This window comes from Streptococcus mitis (assembly GCF_946190285.1).
In the GTDB taxonomy this organism is placed as follows: Bacteria; Bacillota; Bacilli; order Lactobacillales; family Streptococcaceae; genus Streptococcus; species Streptococcus mitis_CP.
In genome coordinates, this window is record NZ_CAMHZX010000005.1 from 82326 (window position 1) to 98154 (window position 15829).

At 40.0% G+C, this 15829-nt stretch carries 18 protein-coding genes and 1 pseudogene; 15 read left to right on the forward strand and 4 right to left on the reverse strand.

Annotation, left to right across the window (positions count from 1 at the left end; translation table 11 throughout):
• Positions 1-62: 62 nt before the first annotated feature.
• The 3 genes from N8L39_RS07360 to rpsD all read left to right on the forward strand — a co-directional run bounded on the left by N8L39_RS07360 (position 63) and on the right by rpsD (position 2616).
• Positions 63-761, forward strand: a complete 699-nt coding sequence (locus N8L39_RS07360) for a response regulator transcription factor (RefSeq protein ID WP_261010558.1) — start codon at positions 63-65, stop codon at positions 759-761.
• Positions 758-1810 carry a sensor histidine kinase gene (locus N8L39_RS07365; protein ID WP_261010559.1) on the forward strand — a complete coding sequence of 351 codons (1053 nt, stop codon included), beginning with the start codon at positions 758-760 and terminating at the stop codon, positions 1808-1810. The genes N8L39_RS07360 and N8L39_RS07365 overlap by 4 nt, the downstream gene beginning before the upstream one ends.
• Before the next feature lie 194 nt (positions 1811-2004).
• Complete coding sequence (gene rpsD / locus N8L39_RS07370) at positions 2005-2616, forward strand: 30S ribosomal protein S4 (protein WP_000092756.1); 612 nt, start codon at positions 2005-2007, stop codon at positions 2614-2616.
• Between the two features lie 95 nt (positions 2617-2711).
• Here the strand turns inward: rpsD and N8L39_RS07375 are convergent.
• Positions 2712-2961, reverse strand: a pseudogene (locus tag N8L39_RS07375) (tyrosine-type recombinase/integrase); the annotation flags it as partial.
• Positions 2962-3649: 688 nt separating this feature from the next.
• Between N8L39_RS07375 and N8L39_RS07380 the strand changes: the two are divergent.
• From N8L39_RS07380 to N8L39_RS07410, 7 genes are all read left to right on the forward strand, one after another.
• Positions 3650-3910 (forward strand): hypothetical protein, encoded by a 261-nt coding sequence (locus N8L39_RS07380; RefSeq protein WP_261010560.1) that lies wholly within the window; start codon positions 3650-3652, stop codon positions 3908-3910.
• A 130-nt stretch (positions 3911-4040) separates the two neighbouring features.
• On the forward strand, positions 4041-4289 hold the full coding sequence (locus tag N8L39_RS07385) for a DUF7675 family protein (protein WP_419991712.1): 249 nt from the start codon (positions 4041-4043) through the stop codon (positions 4287-4289).
• Positions 4290-4350: 61 nt separating this feature from the next.
• A complete protein-coding gene (locus N8L39_RS07390; RefSeq protein ID WP_261010562.1) occupies positions 4351-4620 on the forward strand; it encodes a hypothetical protein in 270 nt (89 codons plus the stop codon).
• Between the two features lie 44 nt (positions 4621-4664).
• Complete coding sequence (locus N8L39_RS07395; RefSeq protein ID WP_049521330.1) at positions 4665-4907, forward strand: hypothetical protein; 243 nt, start codon at positions 4665-4667, stop codon at positions 4905-4907.
• 38 nt (positions 4908-4945) lie between these two features.
• Positions 4946-5173 (forward strand): 16S rRNA processing protein RimM, encoded by a 228-nt coding sequence (locus N8L39_RS07400; protein WP_261010563.1) that lies wholly within the window; start codon positions 4946-4948, stop codon positions 5171-5173.
• Between the two features lie 1098 nt (positions 5174-6271).
• Positions 6272-7078, forward strand: coding sequence for a coiled-coil domain-containing protein (locus tag N8L39_RS07405; protein ID WP_261010564.1), 807 nt, complete (start codon positions 6272-6274; stop codon positions 7076-7078).
• 21 nt (positions 7079-7099) lie between these two features.
• Positions 7100-8347, forward strand: coding sequence for a toxic anion resistance protein (locus N8L39_RS07410; RefSeq protein WP_261010565.1), 1248 nt, complete (start codon positions 7100-7102; stop codon positions 8345-8347).
• Between the two features lie 184 nt (positions 8348-8531).
• Here N8L39_RS07410 and rpmG read toward each other — a convergent pair whose 3' ends face one another.
• Both rpmG and rpmF read right to left on the reverse strand, forming a co-directional pair.
• Positions 8532-8681, reverse strand: coding sequence for a 50S ribosomal protein L33 (rpmG, locus tag N8L39_RS07415; protein WP_001265622.1), 150 nt, complete (start codon positions 8679-8681; stop codon positions 8532-8534).
• 15 nt (positions 8682-8696) lie between these two features.
• A complete protein-coding gene (gene rpmF, locus N8L39_RS07420) occupies positions 8697-8879 on the reverse strand; it encodes a 50S ribosomal protein L32 (RefSeq protein WP_000290417.1) in 183 nt (60 codons plus the stop codon).
• 230 nt (positions 8880-9109) lie between these two features.
• Between rpmF and ilvD the strand changes: the two genes are divergently transcribed.
• Complete coding sequence (ilvD, locus tag N8L39_RS07425) at positions 9110-10813, forward strand: dihydroxy-acid dehydratase (RefSeq protein WP_000137343.1); 1704 nt, start codon at positions 9110-9112, stop codon at positions 10811-10813.
• Positions 10814-10978: 165 nt separating this feature from the next.
• On the opposite strand, the gene N8L39_RS07430 is transcribed toward ilvD, so the two are convergent.
• Positions 10979-11320, reverse strand: a complete 342-nt coding sequence (locus N8L39_RS07430; RefSeq protein ID WP_001204052.1) for a metal-sulfur cluster assembly factor — start codon at positions 11318-11320, stop codon at positions 10979-10981.
• Between the two features lie 123 nt (positions 11321-11443).
• Here N8L39_RS07430 and N8L39_RS07435 point away from each other — a divergent pair, with 123 nt between their 5' ends.
• The 4 genes from N8L39_RS07435 to N8L39_RS07450 all read left to right on the forward strand — a co-directional run bounded on the left by N8L39_RS07435 (position 11444) and on the right by N8L39_RS07450 (position 15823).
• The gene (locus N8L39_RS07435; protein WP_261010566.1) at positions 11444-12295 is read left to right on the forward strand and encodes a helix-turn-helix domain-containing protein; all 852 of its coding nucleotides are present in this window, start codon (positions 11444-11446) and stop codon (positions 12293-12295) included.
• A gap of 303 nt (positions 12296-12598) precedes the next feature.
• Entirely contained in the window at positions 12599-13846 is a 1248-nt protein-coding gene (locus tag N8L39_RS07440) for an MFS transporter (RefSeq protein ID WP_261010567.1), read from the forward strand.
• Positions 13847-14075: 229 nt separating this feature from the next.
• On the forward strand, positions 14076-15356 hold the full coding sequence (gene hisS / locus N8L39_RS07445) for a histidine--tRNA ligase (protein ID WP_125447239.1): 1281 nt from the start codon (positions 14076-14078) through the stop codon (positions 15354-15356).
• 152 nt (positions 15357-15508) lie between these two features.
• On the forward strand, positions 15509-15823 hold the full coding sequence (locus tag N8L39_RS07450; protein WP_261010590.1) for a hypothetical protein: 315 nt from the start codon (positions 15509-15511) through the stop codon (positions 15821-15823).
• Positions 15824-15829: the final 6 nt, after the last annotated feature.

Consider the following 15829-nt stretch of genomic DNA (forward strand, 5'->3'; position numbering starts at 1 on the left):
AAGAGATAAAAATAGTGTTATACTATTGTGGTATAGCACTGTTTTTTTCAAAGGAGAGACAGATGGGAAAGACAATTTTACTCGTTGACGACGAGGTAGAAATCACAGATATTCATCAACGCTATCTGGTTCAGGCAGGATATCAGGTTTTGGTGGCCCATGATGGAGTAGAGGCCTTAGAAATATTCAAGCGAAAACCAATTGATTTGATTATTACAGATATCATGATGCCTCGGATGGATGGTTATGATTTGATTAGCGAGGTTCAGTATCAATCTCCAGATCAGCCTTTTCTCTTTATCACGGCTAAGACTAGCGAGCAGGACAAGATTTATGGCCTGAGCTTAGGGGCAGATGACTTTATTGCCAAGCCCTTTAGCCCTCGTGAGCTGGTTTTGCGTGTCCACAATATCTTACGTCGCCTTCATCGTGGAGGTGAGACAGAGGTCGTCAGTCTCGGGGATTTACGGATGAATCACGGTAGCCATGAGGTCCAAGTCGGAGATGTGGCGCTTGATTTGACCGTCAAATCCTTCGACCTTCTATGGCTTTTAGCCAGCAATCCAGAGCGGGTTTTCTCTAAGACAGACCTCTATGAAAAGGTCTGGCAAGAAGACTATGTGGATGACACCAATACCTTGAATGTTCATATTCATGCTCTTCGACAGGAGTTGGCTAAACATGCTAGTTCAGAAACACCGACCATCAAAACCGTCTGGGGCTTGGGCTACAAAATTGAGAAAGCACGAGGTAGTCAATGAAATTAAAAAGTTATATTTTAGTGGGGTATATTATTTCAACACTCCTAACGATTATCGTGGTTTTTTGGGCCATCCAGCGAATGTTAATTGAAGAAAGAGAAATTTATTTCCTAGTGGGTATGACTCTTGTGGCTAGTTTTATCGGTGCTGGGATTAGTCTCTTTCTCCTATCGCCGGTCTTTACTTCATTGGGCAAACTCAAGGAACATGCCAAGCGGGTAGCGGACAAGGACTTTCCATCAAGTCTGGAGGTTCAAGGCCCTGTAGAATTTCAGCAATTAGGCCAAGCTTTCAATGAAATGTCCCATGATTTGCAGGCCACCTTTGATTCCTTGGAAGAAAGCGAACGAGAAAAGGGCTTGATGATTGCTCAACTTTCGCATGATATCAAGACCCCCATCACTTCGATCCAAGCGACGGTAGAAGGGATTTTGGATGGGGTTATCAAGGAAGGAGAACAGGACCATTATCTAGCAACCATTGGGCGTCAGACGGAAAGACTCAATAAACTGGTTGAGGAATTAAATTTTTTGACCCTAAACACAGCTAGAAATCAGGTCGAAACGACCAGCAAGGACAGCATTTTTCTGGACCAGCTCTTGATTGAGTGCATGAGTGAATTTCAATTTTTGATTGAGCAGGAGGAGCGAGATGTCCACTTGCAGGTAATCCCTGAGTCTGCTCGGATTGAGGGAGATTATGCCAAACTTTCTCGTATCTTGGTGAATTTGGTCAATAACGCTTTTAAATACTCAGCTCCAGGAACCAAGCTGGAAGTGGTGGCTAAGCTGGAGAAGAGCCAGCTTTCAATCAGTGTGACCGATGAGGGACAGGGGATTGCCCCAGAGGATTTGGAGAATATTTTCAAACGCCTTTATCGTGTAGAAACTTCGCGTAACATGAAAACAGGTGGTCATGGCTTAGGGCTTGCGATTGCGCGTGAATTGGCTCATCAATTGGGTGGAGAAATCACAGTCAGCAGCCAGTACGGTCTAGGAAGCACCTTTACCCTCTTTCTTACCCTCTCTGGCAATGAAAATAAAGCTTAAAACCCCTTTACAAATCTAGCCATTCATGGTAAAATGGATTTTGTGTGAAATATCAGCAGGAAAGCATGAAGCTCGTCAACAGGTGTCTTATGATAAGTAACCTTGGCTGTTTAGGCGAAGGGCATCTGCACGAATCAGGGCTTTCTAAGTGACTATTTCCACCGAAATATTATTTATATCAGGAGGACATTTACATGTCACGTTATACAGGACCATCTTGGAAACAAGCTCGTCGCCTTGGCCTTTCACTTACAGGTACAGGTAAAGAATTGGCACGTCGTAACTACGTACCAGGACAACACGGACCAAACAACCGTTCTAAATTGTCAGAATACGGTTTGCAATTGGCTGAAAAACAAAAACTTCGTTTCACTTATGGTGTAGGTGAAAAACAATTCCGTAACTTGTTCGTACAAGCTACAAAAATCAAAGGCGGAATCCTAGGTTTCAACTTCATGCTTCTTTTGGAACGTCGTTTGGATAACGTTGTTTACCGTCTTGGTCTTGCGACTACTCGTCGTCAAGCTCGTCAATTCGTAAACCACGGTCACATCCTTGTTGACGGAAAACGCGTTGATATCCCATCATACCGCGTAACTCCAGGTCAAGTGATCTCAGTTCGTGAAAAATCATTGAAAGTTCCAGCTATCCTTGAAGCAGTAGAAGCTACTCTTGGACGTCCAGCATTCGTATCATTCGACGCTGAAAAATTGGAAGGTTCATTGACTCGCTTGCCAGAACGCGACGAAATCAACCCAGAAATCAACGAAGCACTTGTCGTTGAATTCTACAACAAAATGCTTTAATTTTAAGATATATCTTACAGAAAGCCTACAACAGTGGGCTTTTTGCTTTGTCTTAAAATGTTGATTTCTGGGTTTGTCCCCCTTTTTGTCCCCCTTCACAAAGAACTTACAGCTTTCTCATAAAATGAGACGGCTGTTTTTGCTTTTTCTTTGGAGAGATGACTGTAAGTGTCCATAGTCATAGCTAGTGTAGAATGACCTAGACGGTGTTGTAATTCTTTATATGGTATTCCAGAGTTTAGCAAAAGACTAGCCATGTGTGTGTCTGAAACCGTGGAATCCAATATTAGGTACACCAGCATGTTTGAAACGTGTGTTTAAACGAGTTGATAGTGTTTTATCGTGTTTGGGTATTGAGGAAATAAGAGAAGTTTAAAAGTCTATCATTTTAAATTTGATGTTTACAAAATGATAAGCAGATAAGCAAAGCAATAACTTGCCTTAATTGCTTGCATAATGACAAGGAGATAGGAGAGATAAAAATATCTCTTAATTCCTTACCAAATGGTATGGAGAATGGACTTGAACCAAGAGCGAACGCCGAGAAAATGCAAAAAAACACTTAGAAAAATCTAAGCGCTCAAGAGTAGTGGACGGTGTGCCTGTCCCGTCATCTCATACTATGAAGTTGCGTAGCGACACTATCATTTCTACCTCACTTCTCTTTAAACTAATTATATCATAAAGGAGTAGTAGCTTGACCACTGACGAAGTAGAAAAGAAGCTAAAAAGCTATCGTAATAATCTCTTGTTGATTGAATATTAGGATAGGAAAGTTTATAATGAATTTAAAGTAAAGGAGGTTTCGTTTTAGATTTGATGATACCACCAAGCAAAGAGTTATTGATTTTTTATAATCAAATTGATGGGTGGGTTGACCAAGTTTACCCAAACCAAGATAAACCTTCTTCATTGTTTAAGAAAGCACTCCCCAATCTATTTTAGATTTATTTGATAGTGTTAAATAAATCTAAAATTGGTTTTGATTCCCTAGAACACAAGTATTAAAATAATAATTATGGATAAGTTAAACATGAAAAATAAGATAATTGATGTTTATAAAATAGCGCATCGTCTTGTTTCGATTACTGTTGAGAATCCTGATTTTTCAGATTTGAAAATCAATCAGTTTGTTAGAATTGGAGAAAAAGAGTATAGGGTACGTAGTGTCCCTATGATTCATTCAACTCCACCTAAATCTATCTTTAATTTAGATACTTTTACAATTGACTACACTGAGGACGACTTGATGAATAAAGAGGCGGTATTTAGGAGATCGGATAGAGAAGCTTAACGGTTCAATTAGAAATTGTAGTAAGAATCTGGTCTTTTTAATAAAAGACATATAAGAAATGATAGGAAAAATCAGAATAATGACAGATTTTAATGAGAATGGATGCGATGATTTAGGGTTGCTAGATGGGATGTGTGACTCCGTTACAGCAGAATCTTTTCTTGAAGGATACAGTGATTTTTACAAAGAGACTGAAGAGTCAAAAATATGGTGGATTGATAAAATAGATTCTATAGGAGAACATCTATTAAGCTTTGATCGGAAAAAAATTTATAACTTATTTGAGGACTATCCTTATAATATGACTGAAGAAGAGGTTGAAATTTTTGATAGTGAAAATCCTTTTTGGAGAGATTTTTTCTCAGACAGAAAATTATAAGCAATCTATTTATATTTGGCTTTTTGGAAATAAGGCTAATAAAAAATAAAGGTATTTAAAGATGATTAAAATTTCAATTAGTTTGTTACTAGATGCGATTGAAGATAACATAAACGACGAAGAGCTTCAATCTATCGATTTCGAGAGTCATATTAGAAAAATTACAAAAGAATTTCAGGGAGAAAATGGTGAATTCTTAGTAAAAGAAGAAGCGTTTGAAACGCTACCTTTGGACAGAGATACAAAGGATAAAATCATTGAGCAAATAAAACAGAATAGTCAAAATGTTTTTAAAGATGATTTTGACACGTTGTTGCAATTATATTTTTGAGAGTCAAGAATAATTCCTGTGTCTTATTTTACACTAAACAGAAAATGATAAAGATTGATAAACAAATTATTACGATGTACAAAATAGAAGATGGAGTCTCTAAAAGGCAGTATTCTATTGTGAGTGGAGGTTGTAAAGGTATTGCAACTATCGATAAAATTACTTTGGAATATAGCTATGTTGGAGATGATTTAGGGCAATTTACTTCATTTGTCAAAGATACTTTGACTAAAAGTATTAAGTTAGGAAAAGAGTTGCCGGATAAATTTTCGTATGGTTTTGGATAAGTTGTGGAATATCTTATATAGGAGAATCAAGATATATTATGGCAATATTTGATGATTTACAAGCATTGTATGACAATGGTTGGGACGCTTCTTTTGATTATAATGGTCAAGTATGTGGCATTTTTCCTAATTCTGTTTATGATATTGTTGTTATTGTTGCGGACAACGAATATAGAGCATCTTCTTTCGATGATTTAATTTCTTTACAGATTGAAGGGAAAACTTTGCTGGAAATCATGAGTGAGGTTGAAGTACAATATGGTTGAAGGACACTAGAGAAAAAGATAGGTAATAAACTGAAATGCACGGATTGAAAGTTGAGAAAAAAGTGCTATAATGAAGATATGAAGGATAGAGGTTGAGAATCTGTCACCAACGCGCCACTTATAGTGGGTCGAGAAATGCAGGAGCCCCGACAGTCCTGCCTATCCTTGCAAGTCAATCAGCCCTTAGCTATGAATCTAGGGGCTTTTTGCTTTGTCTTAAAATGTTGTTTATGGGTTTGTTTAGAGATTTGTTAGTAAGGTTATTTGTATATCTAAGTCTATCTATTCCAAGAATTACACGATGTTGATGATATAAATCTGGTATGATATAATATTTTGGCCCCCTCAATTTAATGAAGGGAGGTGTTACATATGTTAGAAACTTTACTCACAGTGTTTCTAGCTCCGTTACTTATTAACGTGTTATCTGAGCTTTTCAAGTTATGGTTTAAGAAACGTAAGAAGTAATGGTTAACCCTTTTAGAGGGTAGCAAAAAACCCCATCGGTGGCACGGTGGGGCTTTTTTAGTTACATATGCTGTAACTTTACTCACATTGTAAGTTCATTCTAACACAACCCTTTCGATATTTCAAGCTTTTGTTGTTTTTTGTTATTTATAAGCGATATTGATGATATAAATCTGGTATGATATAATATTTTAGCCTCCTCAGTTTAATGAAGGGAGGTGTTATGTATGCTAGAGTTACTTTCCCTTTTTCTAGCTCCGTTACTTGTTAACGTACTATCTGAGCTTTTCGAGCTATGGATAAAGAGACGTAGCAAGTAGCATTTAACCCTTTTAGAGGGTAGCAAAAAACCCCATCGGTGGCACGGTGGGGCTTTTTAGTTATATATGCTAGAAGCATTATTTTCCCTTTATGCTTTCATTCTAACACAACCCCTCCGATGTTTCAAGCTTTTGTTTTGATATTTCCTCAGAGTATGTTTGTTGTTTGAGTCAGCTCAACTGAAATTAGCCCACGCGCTACTAGCCTCCATTCTACAGCAAAGAAATCAACTTTTTTCTAGGGGATTTCCGCCCTCATTTTGCTCTTTTGTGCTAAAATAGACTTATAAATTGAAAATAAGGAATGTTTATGAAATCGGGTAATGGTTTTTGGAAAGGCTGTCTCTATTTTTGGGGCTTCTTGTTCTTACTGGGCCTTTTGGTCCAATATGCTCTTCCGCTTGCGGCTTGTGTCCTGCTAGGCTATGGTGGTTATCGTCTCTATAAACGTTGGCGCTATCCTCTTTTGCAGGATGCTTCTCTAGACGATCGGATTGAGCTTTTAAAAGCTCGGATTCGTCAGGCGGACAAAGATATTCAGCAGTTAGAGGGAATCTTGGTAGAAAAAGGTTCAGATTCCTATAAGAGTCTGGCCAATCAAGTATTAATCGAACTGCGGGAAATCCATCAGGAGGCGGATCGTCTCAAGTCCTATATCGATGCTGATGTCTACAATCGTATTGACAAAAAGGTTCGTACAGTAAGGGCAAACATCGATGTTCAGCTAGAACGTTTGGATAGAGAAAGTCAGGTAGATCTTGAAAATGCGGAGCCAGAGGAATTAGCTCCAGAATTATCCCAGACCTTGGCTAATATTGCCGTTGACCATCAGGCTATTTTAGACAAGATTGCTACCTCTGCTGAAGGGGATAAGGAAGAATTGACTGCCATTCATAGTTTGAAGATGGAGAAATTCCAAACGATTTTAGAAGGTTATTTAAAGATTAAGGCCAATCCGAAGAACTATAATCGGGCAGAAGAACGCTTAGAGCAAGCTAAAGCAGCTATCGAACAATTTGACCTTGAGCTAGACCAAGTCTTGAGAGAACTCAATGAAACAGATATGCGTGATTTTGATATCAGTCTGCGTATCCTAGAAAAAGATCGCAAAGAATAGGTTAGAAATAAAGGAGTAACCATGACAGAATTTAATTTTGATATTGACCAGATTGCCAATAATACGGTAGCTAAGGTAGATAAGACAACCCAAATCATCGAGACCAATACTGGCTCAGATAAGACCTTGACCTTCCTTGAAAAGTTGAGCCCTGAGCAGCAAGAAGGAATCAAGGCGCGCGTGCCCCAGTTAGTAGACCAGTTTGTCACAAATCAAAATGCCCTTTTGGATTTTGGACAATCTGCTGTCGAAAGTGTGAATAATACGGTCAATCGTATCTTGTCAGAACAAAAGAAACTGCAGATTCCCCAAGTGGATGACTTACTCAAGAATACCAACCGTGAGTTGCAAGGCTTTGTCGTCAAATACAAGAACGCTGAAATTGCTGAGTTAGAAGAAAAGCCAAACTTTTTGCAACGACTGTTCAACAAGAGCAAGAATACGCTACAAGAATTTTACTTTGACTCAAAAACAGTGGAGCAAAAACTCGATGGCATGGCTGCCGCAGTGGTCAAGCAAGAAGATGTCTTAGCTCGAAATATCGTCTCTGCTGAGATGTTGATTGAGGACAATACCAAATCCATTGAAAATCTAGTGGGAGTGATTTCCTTTATCGAAGCCAGCCAGACAGAAGCTGGTAATCGCGCTGCAGAACTGAAATCTCAAGCTGACCAACTCGATACAAGTACGGTAGAATACCAAACCAAATCACAAGAATTGGCCCGCATGGCTGAAGTGGTCAATACCCTTGAACAACAGCACACTGAGTATGTCAGCCGTCTCTATGTTGCCTGGGCAACAACACCTCAGATGCGCAATCTTGTGAAGGTGTCATCTGATATGCGCCAAAAATTGGGCATGCTTCGTCGTAATACGATTCCGACAATGAAGCTTTCTATTGCCCAACTGGGTATTTTGCAACAATCAATGAAATCAGGTGTCGTGGCAGATGCCATTGTCAATGCCAACAATGCTGCCCTTCAGATGCTAGCTGAGACCAGCAAGGAAGTGATTCCGCAGATGGAGAGAATTGCCCAAAGTCCGACAGTCGCTGTTGAGTCTGTTACCAAACTGGCTGAAAGTCTGGTCGCTCAAAACCAAGGTATCGTCGCAGCTATTGAATTGGGACGCCAGAAACGTGCCCAACTAGAAACAACCATCGTCAAGTCCGCAGAAATGATCAATGATTCTGTCAAACTACGCGATGAGAAAATCGTCCAAGCCCTTCTAGACCAAGGAAAGGCCGCTCAGAAAGAAGTACAAGAATGATACACAAGTCCCTTGCAATGTAGATTTGCAGGGGATTTTGGATTCTTCCTATATATTAGAGCCTCTAATTTATTTCACAAAAAATGTAGTCATTCGGTTGATTTTTATTGCAATGTACTGAAATTAACAAAAAGAAAAAACGCTGATTAAGCGTTTTTCTTCTGTATTGATTCGTATTGAATGCTTACTTAACTTCTGTAAACACAACGTGTTTGCGAAGTTTTGGTGAGTATTTCTTCAATTGAAGACGGTCTGGAGTGTTACGTTTGTTTTTAGAAGTAAGGTACAAGCGTTCACCAGATTCTTTGTGTTCAAGTGTAATATTTACGCGCATGGTATCTCCCTTCTATTATTCAGCTGATGCAGCTTTAGCGATTTTACGTCCTTTGTAGTATCCTTTAAGTGATACACGGTGAGAACGTGAGTAATCTCCAGTAGTTTCGTCAAAGTTTACAGATGGAGCTGTTACTTTGTAGTGTGTACGACGTTTGTTTTTCTTCGCTTTTGAAGTGCGACGTGCAGGTACTGCCATTTTGATTTCTCCTTTAGGTATTTATATTCGATTCAATCTACTGATTTTCATCAACCATACTAGGATAACACATTTTTTTTGTAAAGTAAAGTTACTTGACAAAAAAAGATGAAAAAATTAGAAGGTCATCAACCGAATTAATCGAAATTTTCTGAAAATTCAAGAATTTTCTTCTGTTCATTGCTTTTAAAATGTGCTATAATAGTAAAAACTGAAATGGGAGGGAACAAATGACTGAATTAGATAAACGTCACCGCAGTAGCATTTATGACAGCATGGTAAAATCGCCAAACCGTGCCATGCTTCGTGCGACTGGTATGACAGATAAGGACTTTGAAACACCGATTGTGGGAGTGATTTCAACTTGGGCGGAAAATACACCATGTAACATTCACTTGCATGATTTTGGGAAATTGGCGAAAGAAGGTGTCAAATCTGCAGGTGCTTGGCCTGTACAGTTTGGTACTATTACCGTAGCGGACGGGATTGCCATGGGAACGCCTGGTATGCGTTTCTCTTTGACATCTCGTGATATCATTGCGGACTCAATCGAGGCGGCTATGGGTGGTCACAACGTCGATGCCTTTGTCGCTATCGGTGGCTGTGACAAGAACATGCCTGGTTCTATGATTGCTATTGCTAATATGGATATTCCAGCTATTTTTGCCTATGGTGGAACCATTGCACCCGGAAATCTTGATGGCAAAGACATCGACTTGGTTTCTGTTTTTGAGGGTATCGGAAAATGGAACCATGGGGATATGACAGCTGAGGATGTGAAGCGTCTTGAATGTAATGCCTGCCCTGGCCCTGGTGGCTGTGGTGGTATGTACACTGCTAATACCATGGCGACTGCTATAGAAGTTTTGGGTATGAGTTTGCCAGGCTCTTCATCTCACCCAGCTGAATCAGCTGATAAGAAAGAAGACATCGAAGCAGCAGGACGTGCTGTTGTTAAGATGTTGGAACTTGGTCTCAAACCGTCAGATATCTTGACTCGTGAAGCCTTTGAAGATGCTATCACTGTAACTATGGCTCTTGGTGGTTCTACAAATGCCACTCTTCATTTGCTTGCCATTGCCCATGCGGCTAATGTTGACTTGTCACTTGAGGACTTCAATACAATCCAAGAACGCGTTCCTCACTTGGCAGACTTGAAACCTTCTGGTCAGTATGTCTTCCAAGACCTCTACGAAGTCGGTGGTGTCCCAGCGGTTATGAAGTACTTGTTGGCAAATGGTTTCCTTCATGGAGATCGCATCACATGTACTGGTAAGACTGTCGCTGAGAACTTAGCTGACTTTGCAGACCTCACACCAGGTCAAAAAGTCATTATGCCACTTGAAAATCCAAAACGTGCAGATGGTCCGCTTATCATCTTGAACGGGAACCTTGCACCAGACGGTGCGGTTGCTAAGGTATCAGGTGTGAAAGTGCGTCGTCACGTTGGTCCAGCTAAAGTCTTTGACTCAGAAGAAGATGCGATTCAGGCCGTTCTGACAGATGAAATCGTTGATGGCGATGTAGTCGTTGTTCGTTTCGTTGGACCTAAGGGTGGCCCTGGTATGCCTGAGATGCTATCACTTTCATCAATGATCGTTGGTAAAGGTCAAGGAGACAAGGTTGCTCTCTTGACGGATGGCCGCTTCTCTGGTGGTACCTATGGTCTGGTTGTTGGACATATCGCTCCTGAAGCTCAGGATGGTGGACCTATTGCCTACCTCCGTACAGGCGATATTGTTACGGTTGACCAAGATACCAAAGAAATTTCAATGGCCGTATCTGAAGAAGAACTTGAAAAACGTAAGGCAGAAACAACTTTGCCACCACTTTACAGCCGTGGTGTTCTTGGTAAATATGCCCACATCGTATCATCCGCTTCACGCGGAGCCGTGACAGACTTCTGGAATATGGACAAGTCAGGTAAAAAATAAACTCATACTCTTCGAAAATCTCTTCAAACCACGTCAACGTCGCCTTGCCGTACTCAAGTACAGCCTGCGGCTAGTTTCCTAGTTTGCTCTTTGATTTTCATTGAGTATCAAAAAGCAAGCCAACTTCGGCTTGCTTATTTTTATCTTCAAAAGTAATTTTCCTGCTTAACGGGGTGGCAGTCCAAGGGCAATACGGCCGTAGCGACTGATTCGTGTGATCTTCCAGGCAGGCGACCAGGTAACTTCAACCTTGACATCTTCGATACCCTCGATTTGTTTCAGACCTGCAACGATTTCGATAGGCAGGCTTTCTGCACAATCGCAGGCAGTATCGGTGAAGGTCATGACAATCTTGCAGAGACCCGTTTCGTCCAGATTGATTTCATAAATCAGTCCTAGATTGTAAACATCTAATTCCACATCTGTATCAAAAACCTTCTCTAGTTTTTCGATAATTTGGTCTTGTAAGGCCAAAGCGCGGTCATTGATTTTGATATCGTCTCTCATAACAGTCCCTCCACGTGATAAATATCCTCTATTTTCTCATAATTCTGACAATTTGGCAAGTTTTTGATGAATTTTCTGAAAAATATGATAAAATGAAGAAAATACGGAATCAAGGGGATGCCTATGGAGCAGATTGGAAAAGTATTTAGACAATTACGAGAGTCAAGAAATGTCTCGCTGAGACAGGCGACTGGGGGACAATTTTCTCCGTCTATGTTGTCCCGATTTGAAACTGGTCAGAGTGAGCTTTCGGTGGAAAAGTTTCTATTTGCCCTAGAAAATATCTCTGCCAGTGTGGAGGAAATCCTCTTTCTAGCTAGAGGTTTTCAGTATGATACAGATTCTGAGTTGAGAAAAGAAATCATAGATGTCTTGGACCTAAAGAATATAGCACCTCTTGAGGATTTGTATCGCCAGGAGTATCAAAAGTATGCCTATTCTCAAAACAAGCAGAAGCATATTCTAAATGCAATTATTATCAAGTCTTATATGAAGGGCATGGATGAAACGGTAGAGTTAACGGCAGAGGAAGGGAAAGTCCTTCATGACTACTTGTTTTCTACCGAGATTTGGGGAATCTATGAACTCAATTTGTTCTCAGTCAGTTCTCCATTCTTATCTGTTTCTCTTTTTACTAGATATGTACGAGAAATGGTCCGCAAATCTGATTTTCTAATGGAAATGTCTGGTAATCGAAACCTTTTTCACACCATGCTATTGAATGGTTTTTTAGCTAGCATTGAATGTGAAGAATTTACCAATGCCTCTTATTTTAAACGTGTCATCAAAGAGCATTTCTACAAGGAAAATGAGACCTATTTCCGAATTGTCTATTTGTGGGCGGAAGGTCTCCTTGATAGCAAGCAAGGCAGAGTCAAGGAAGGTCAGAAAAAGATGGAAGATGCTGTCCATATTTTTGAGATGCTTGGCTGTAACAAATCTGCTGAATACTATAGAAATACGACCGATTGTTGAATATCTGCAAACCAAGAAAAGAATTTGAAATTTTAAGCGATAGAACTTTTGACTAATCTCAGGTCGTTACAAAAGTTCTATCGTTTCTTTGCTCATTTTGTGTGTTGCATATATTCAAAAGTTTTCCCGTTCAATTTCTAAGTGCTATACTGTAGTCATACTTCATATAGAACTTATACTCTTCGAAAATCAAATTCAAACCACGTCAGCTTCACCTTGCCGTACTCAAGTACAGCCTTCGGCTAGCTTCCTAGTTTGCTCTTTGATTTTCATTGAGTATTTGAACAAGAAGGGAGATTACCTATGAAACTATTGTTTAGAAATCAAGCTTATCGACTCTTGACTTTGTCACGCTTCTTCAATGCTTTTGGTGCTTCAATTTTTAACCTGGTATTTATCGTCTATGCATCGACCCTGTCACAAGCATCTTTTGCGGTTGCTATGGCGAATATTGTCATGATTCTTCCGACTCTCTTTACAGTTTTTGTAGGGATTCGGGCAGATTACACAAGGGACAAGGTCAAATGGATGACTTACAGCGGTTTGTTTCAGGCGGTTTTATTTTTTCTGGCAGCCCTAGTTGTTCAGCAAGCTAGTTTATTTGCCTTTTCTAGCCTGTGTTTAATCAATGTCATTAGTGATGTTATCAGTGATTTTGCAGGTGGCTTGCGCATGCCTCTTATTAAGGAAAAAGTAGCTGAAGATGATCTGATGGAGGCTTATTCTTTTTCCCAGTTCATCACCTATATTTCAGCTATTGGTGGTCAAGCTTTCGGAGTCTGGCTCTTAGGGCTATCGGTCAATAATTTTTCCCTCGTTGCGGGAATCAATGCCTGTTTTTTCCTCGTATCAGCCGTGATTCTCTTTTTAGGAAAAAGCAAATTGAGCCTGTCACTTTCAGCTGCTGATGGTAAATCACTAAAAAATGAGAAGCTTCCTATCAAAGAGCAGTTCCTAACGATTTATCGAAATTTACGTCTCGTTTTTCTTAAAGGTGGACAGAAAAACTTTGGATTCATGATCTTTGCTGTCTTACTTATCAATGCCTTGGGTGGGGCTTTAGGAAGCATCTATAACATCTTCTTTTTGAGCCATTCTCTCTTGAATTTTTCTTACACAGAGGCACTATTTATCAATCAATTCGGTGTTTTAGTAGCAATCATCATCAGTAGCCTTACGGGCAATGATTATTTTGGGAAGCAGTCTTTGCCTAGATTGATGATGTGGGTGACCGTAGGACTCAGTCTAATTGGTCTAGCTAATTTATTCAATCAAGTCGTACTTGGTTTACTATTTCTCTTTTCAACTCTGTATGTGTCTGGTAAAGTTCAACCAAAGATTAGTGCCATGCTCATGAAAAATCTAGCTCCAGATGTTCTAGCTCGTACCAGTAATTTTTTAGGTTTATTGTTTACCTTATCCATACCTGTGGGAACAGCTTGTTTTTCACTTATAGCTGTATGGAATATACAGTTGACTTGGATGCTATTTGTTGGTCTTTCCTTGCTCGCTATTCTTTTGACAGTTATTAATCTCAAAAATGATATCTAATACTCTTCGAAAATCTCTTCAAACCACGTCAACGTCGCCTTGCCGTAGGTATGGTTACTGACTTCGTCAGTTCTATCTACAACCTCAAAACACTGTTTTGAGCAACCTGCGGCTAGTTTCCTAGTTTGCTCTTTGATTTTCATTGAGTATAAATCCTAATTTTTTTCTTACTGTTTTAATCCCTCTATTTATGGTAAAATAAGACTATTAAGTTTAAAGAGGATTCCCTATGAAATTACAAAAACCAAAAGGAACGCAGGATATTTTACCTGCTGAGTCTGCCAAATGGCAGTACGTTGAGGGCTTTGCCCGTGAGATTTTCAAGCGCTATAACTATGCAGAAGTGCGCACGCCTATTTTTGAGCACTACGAGGTTATTAGCCGTTCTGTTGGAGATACAACGGATATCGTGACCAAGGAAATGTACGATTTTTATGACAAGGGTGATCGCCATATTACCCTCCGTCCAGAAGGAACAGCGCCCGTTGTCCGTTCCTACGTGGAAAATAAACTCTTCGCCCCAGAAGTGCAAAAGCCAAGTAAGTTCTACTACATGGGACCTATGTTCCGTTACGAGCGTCCACAGGCAGGGCGTTTGCGCCAGTTCCACCAGATTGGTGTTGAATGTTTTGGATCAAGCAATCCAGCTACCGATGTGGAAACAATCGCGATGGCGGCCCATTTCTTGAAAGAAATCGGTATCCAAGGTGTCAAATTGCACCTCAACACTCTTGGAAATCCTGAGAGCCGTGCAGCCTACCGTCAAGCCTTGATTGACTATCTGACACCGCTCAAGGAGACCTTGTCTAAGGATAGCCAACGTCGCTTGGAGGAAAATCCTCTCCGTGTCTTGGACTCTAAGGAAAAAGAAGACAAGGTGGCAGTAGAGAATGCGCCGTCTATCTTGGACTTCCTTGATGAAGAAAGCCAAGCTCATTTTGATGCTGTACGTCAGATGTTGGAAAATCTTGGAGTAGACTATATCATCGATACCAATATGGTGCGTGGTCTGGACTACTATAACCACACCATTTTCGAGTTTATCACTGAGATTGAGGGCAATGACTTGACAGTCTGTGCGGGTGGTCGTTATGACGGTTTGGTTTCTTACTTTGGAGGCCCTGAAACTGCTGGCTTTGGTTTTGGACTTGGTGTAGAGCGTCTGCTTCTCATTCTTGAAAAGCAAGGTGTAGCCCTTCCTATTGAAAATGCTTTAGATGTCTATATCGCAGTCTTGGGAGAAGGAGCAAATGTCAAGGCCTTGGAGTTGGTACAGGCTCTTCGCCAACAAGGATTCAAAGCAGAGCGTGATTACCTCAATCGTAAACTCAAAGCTCAGTTCAAGTCAGCCGATGTCTTTGCGGCTAAGACTCTCATCACCCTAGGAGAGAGCGAAGTCGAAAGCGGACAAGTGACGGTCAAGAACAATCAAACACGAGAAGAAGTGCAAGTGTCACTTGAGGCAATCAGCCAAAACTTCTCAGAAATCTTTGAAAAACTAGGCTTTTAATAGTATTTAAAACCGGTCAGAGAACTACTCTGACCTTTTTCTTTTGCAAAATGACAAAAATCATAAACTTTTTGACAAATATGCTTGTCAAAAAGAAAAAGATATGTTACAATAAATTCAAGTTAAGAAATAGGAAGTAGAAAGGAGCTATGATGTGGGTACTAGTATTTATACTATTTATGATTTTCTTTTATTCTAATAATTCTAAAAAAATCAAGAAACTAGAGAATAAAATCAAAAAACTTGAGCGAAAAGAGAAAGGAAACGCAGAAATGTCGAGATTATTGCAAGAAATGATTGGAAAGAAACCAATTATAACGGGAGTGTATATTGGGCCAGATAACTGGGAAGTTGTGGATGTTGACGAGGAATGGGTCAAACTACATAGCGTTGATAAAGAGGGGAAAGAAAAATTCAAGTTGCAACGTATTGAGGATATCCAAACCGTTGAATTTGAGGGAGAGTAGGTGTGT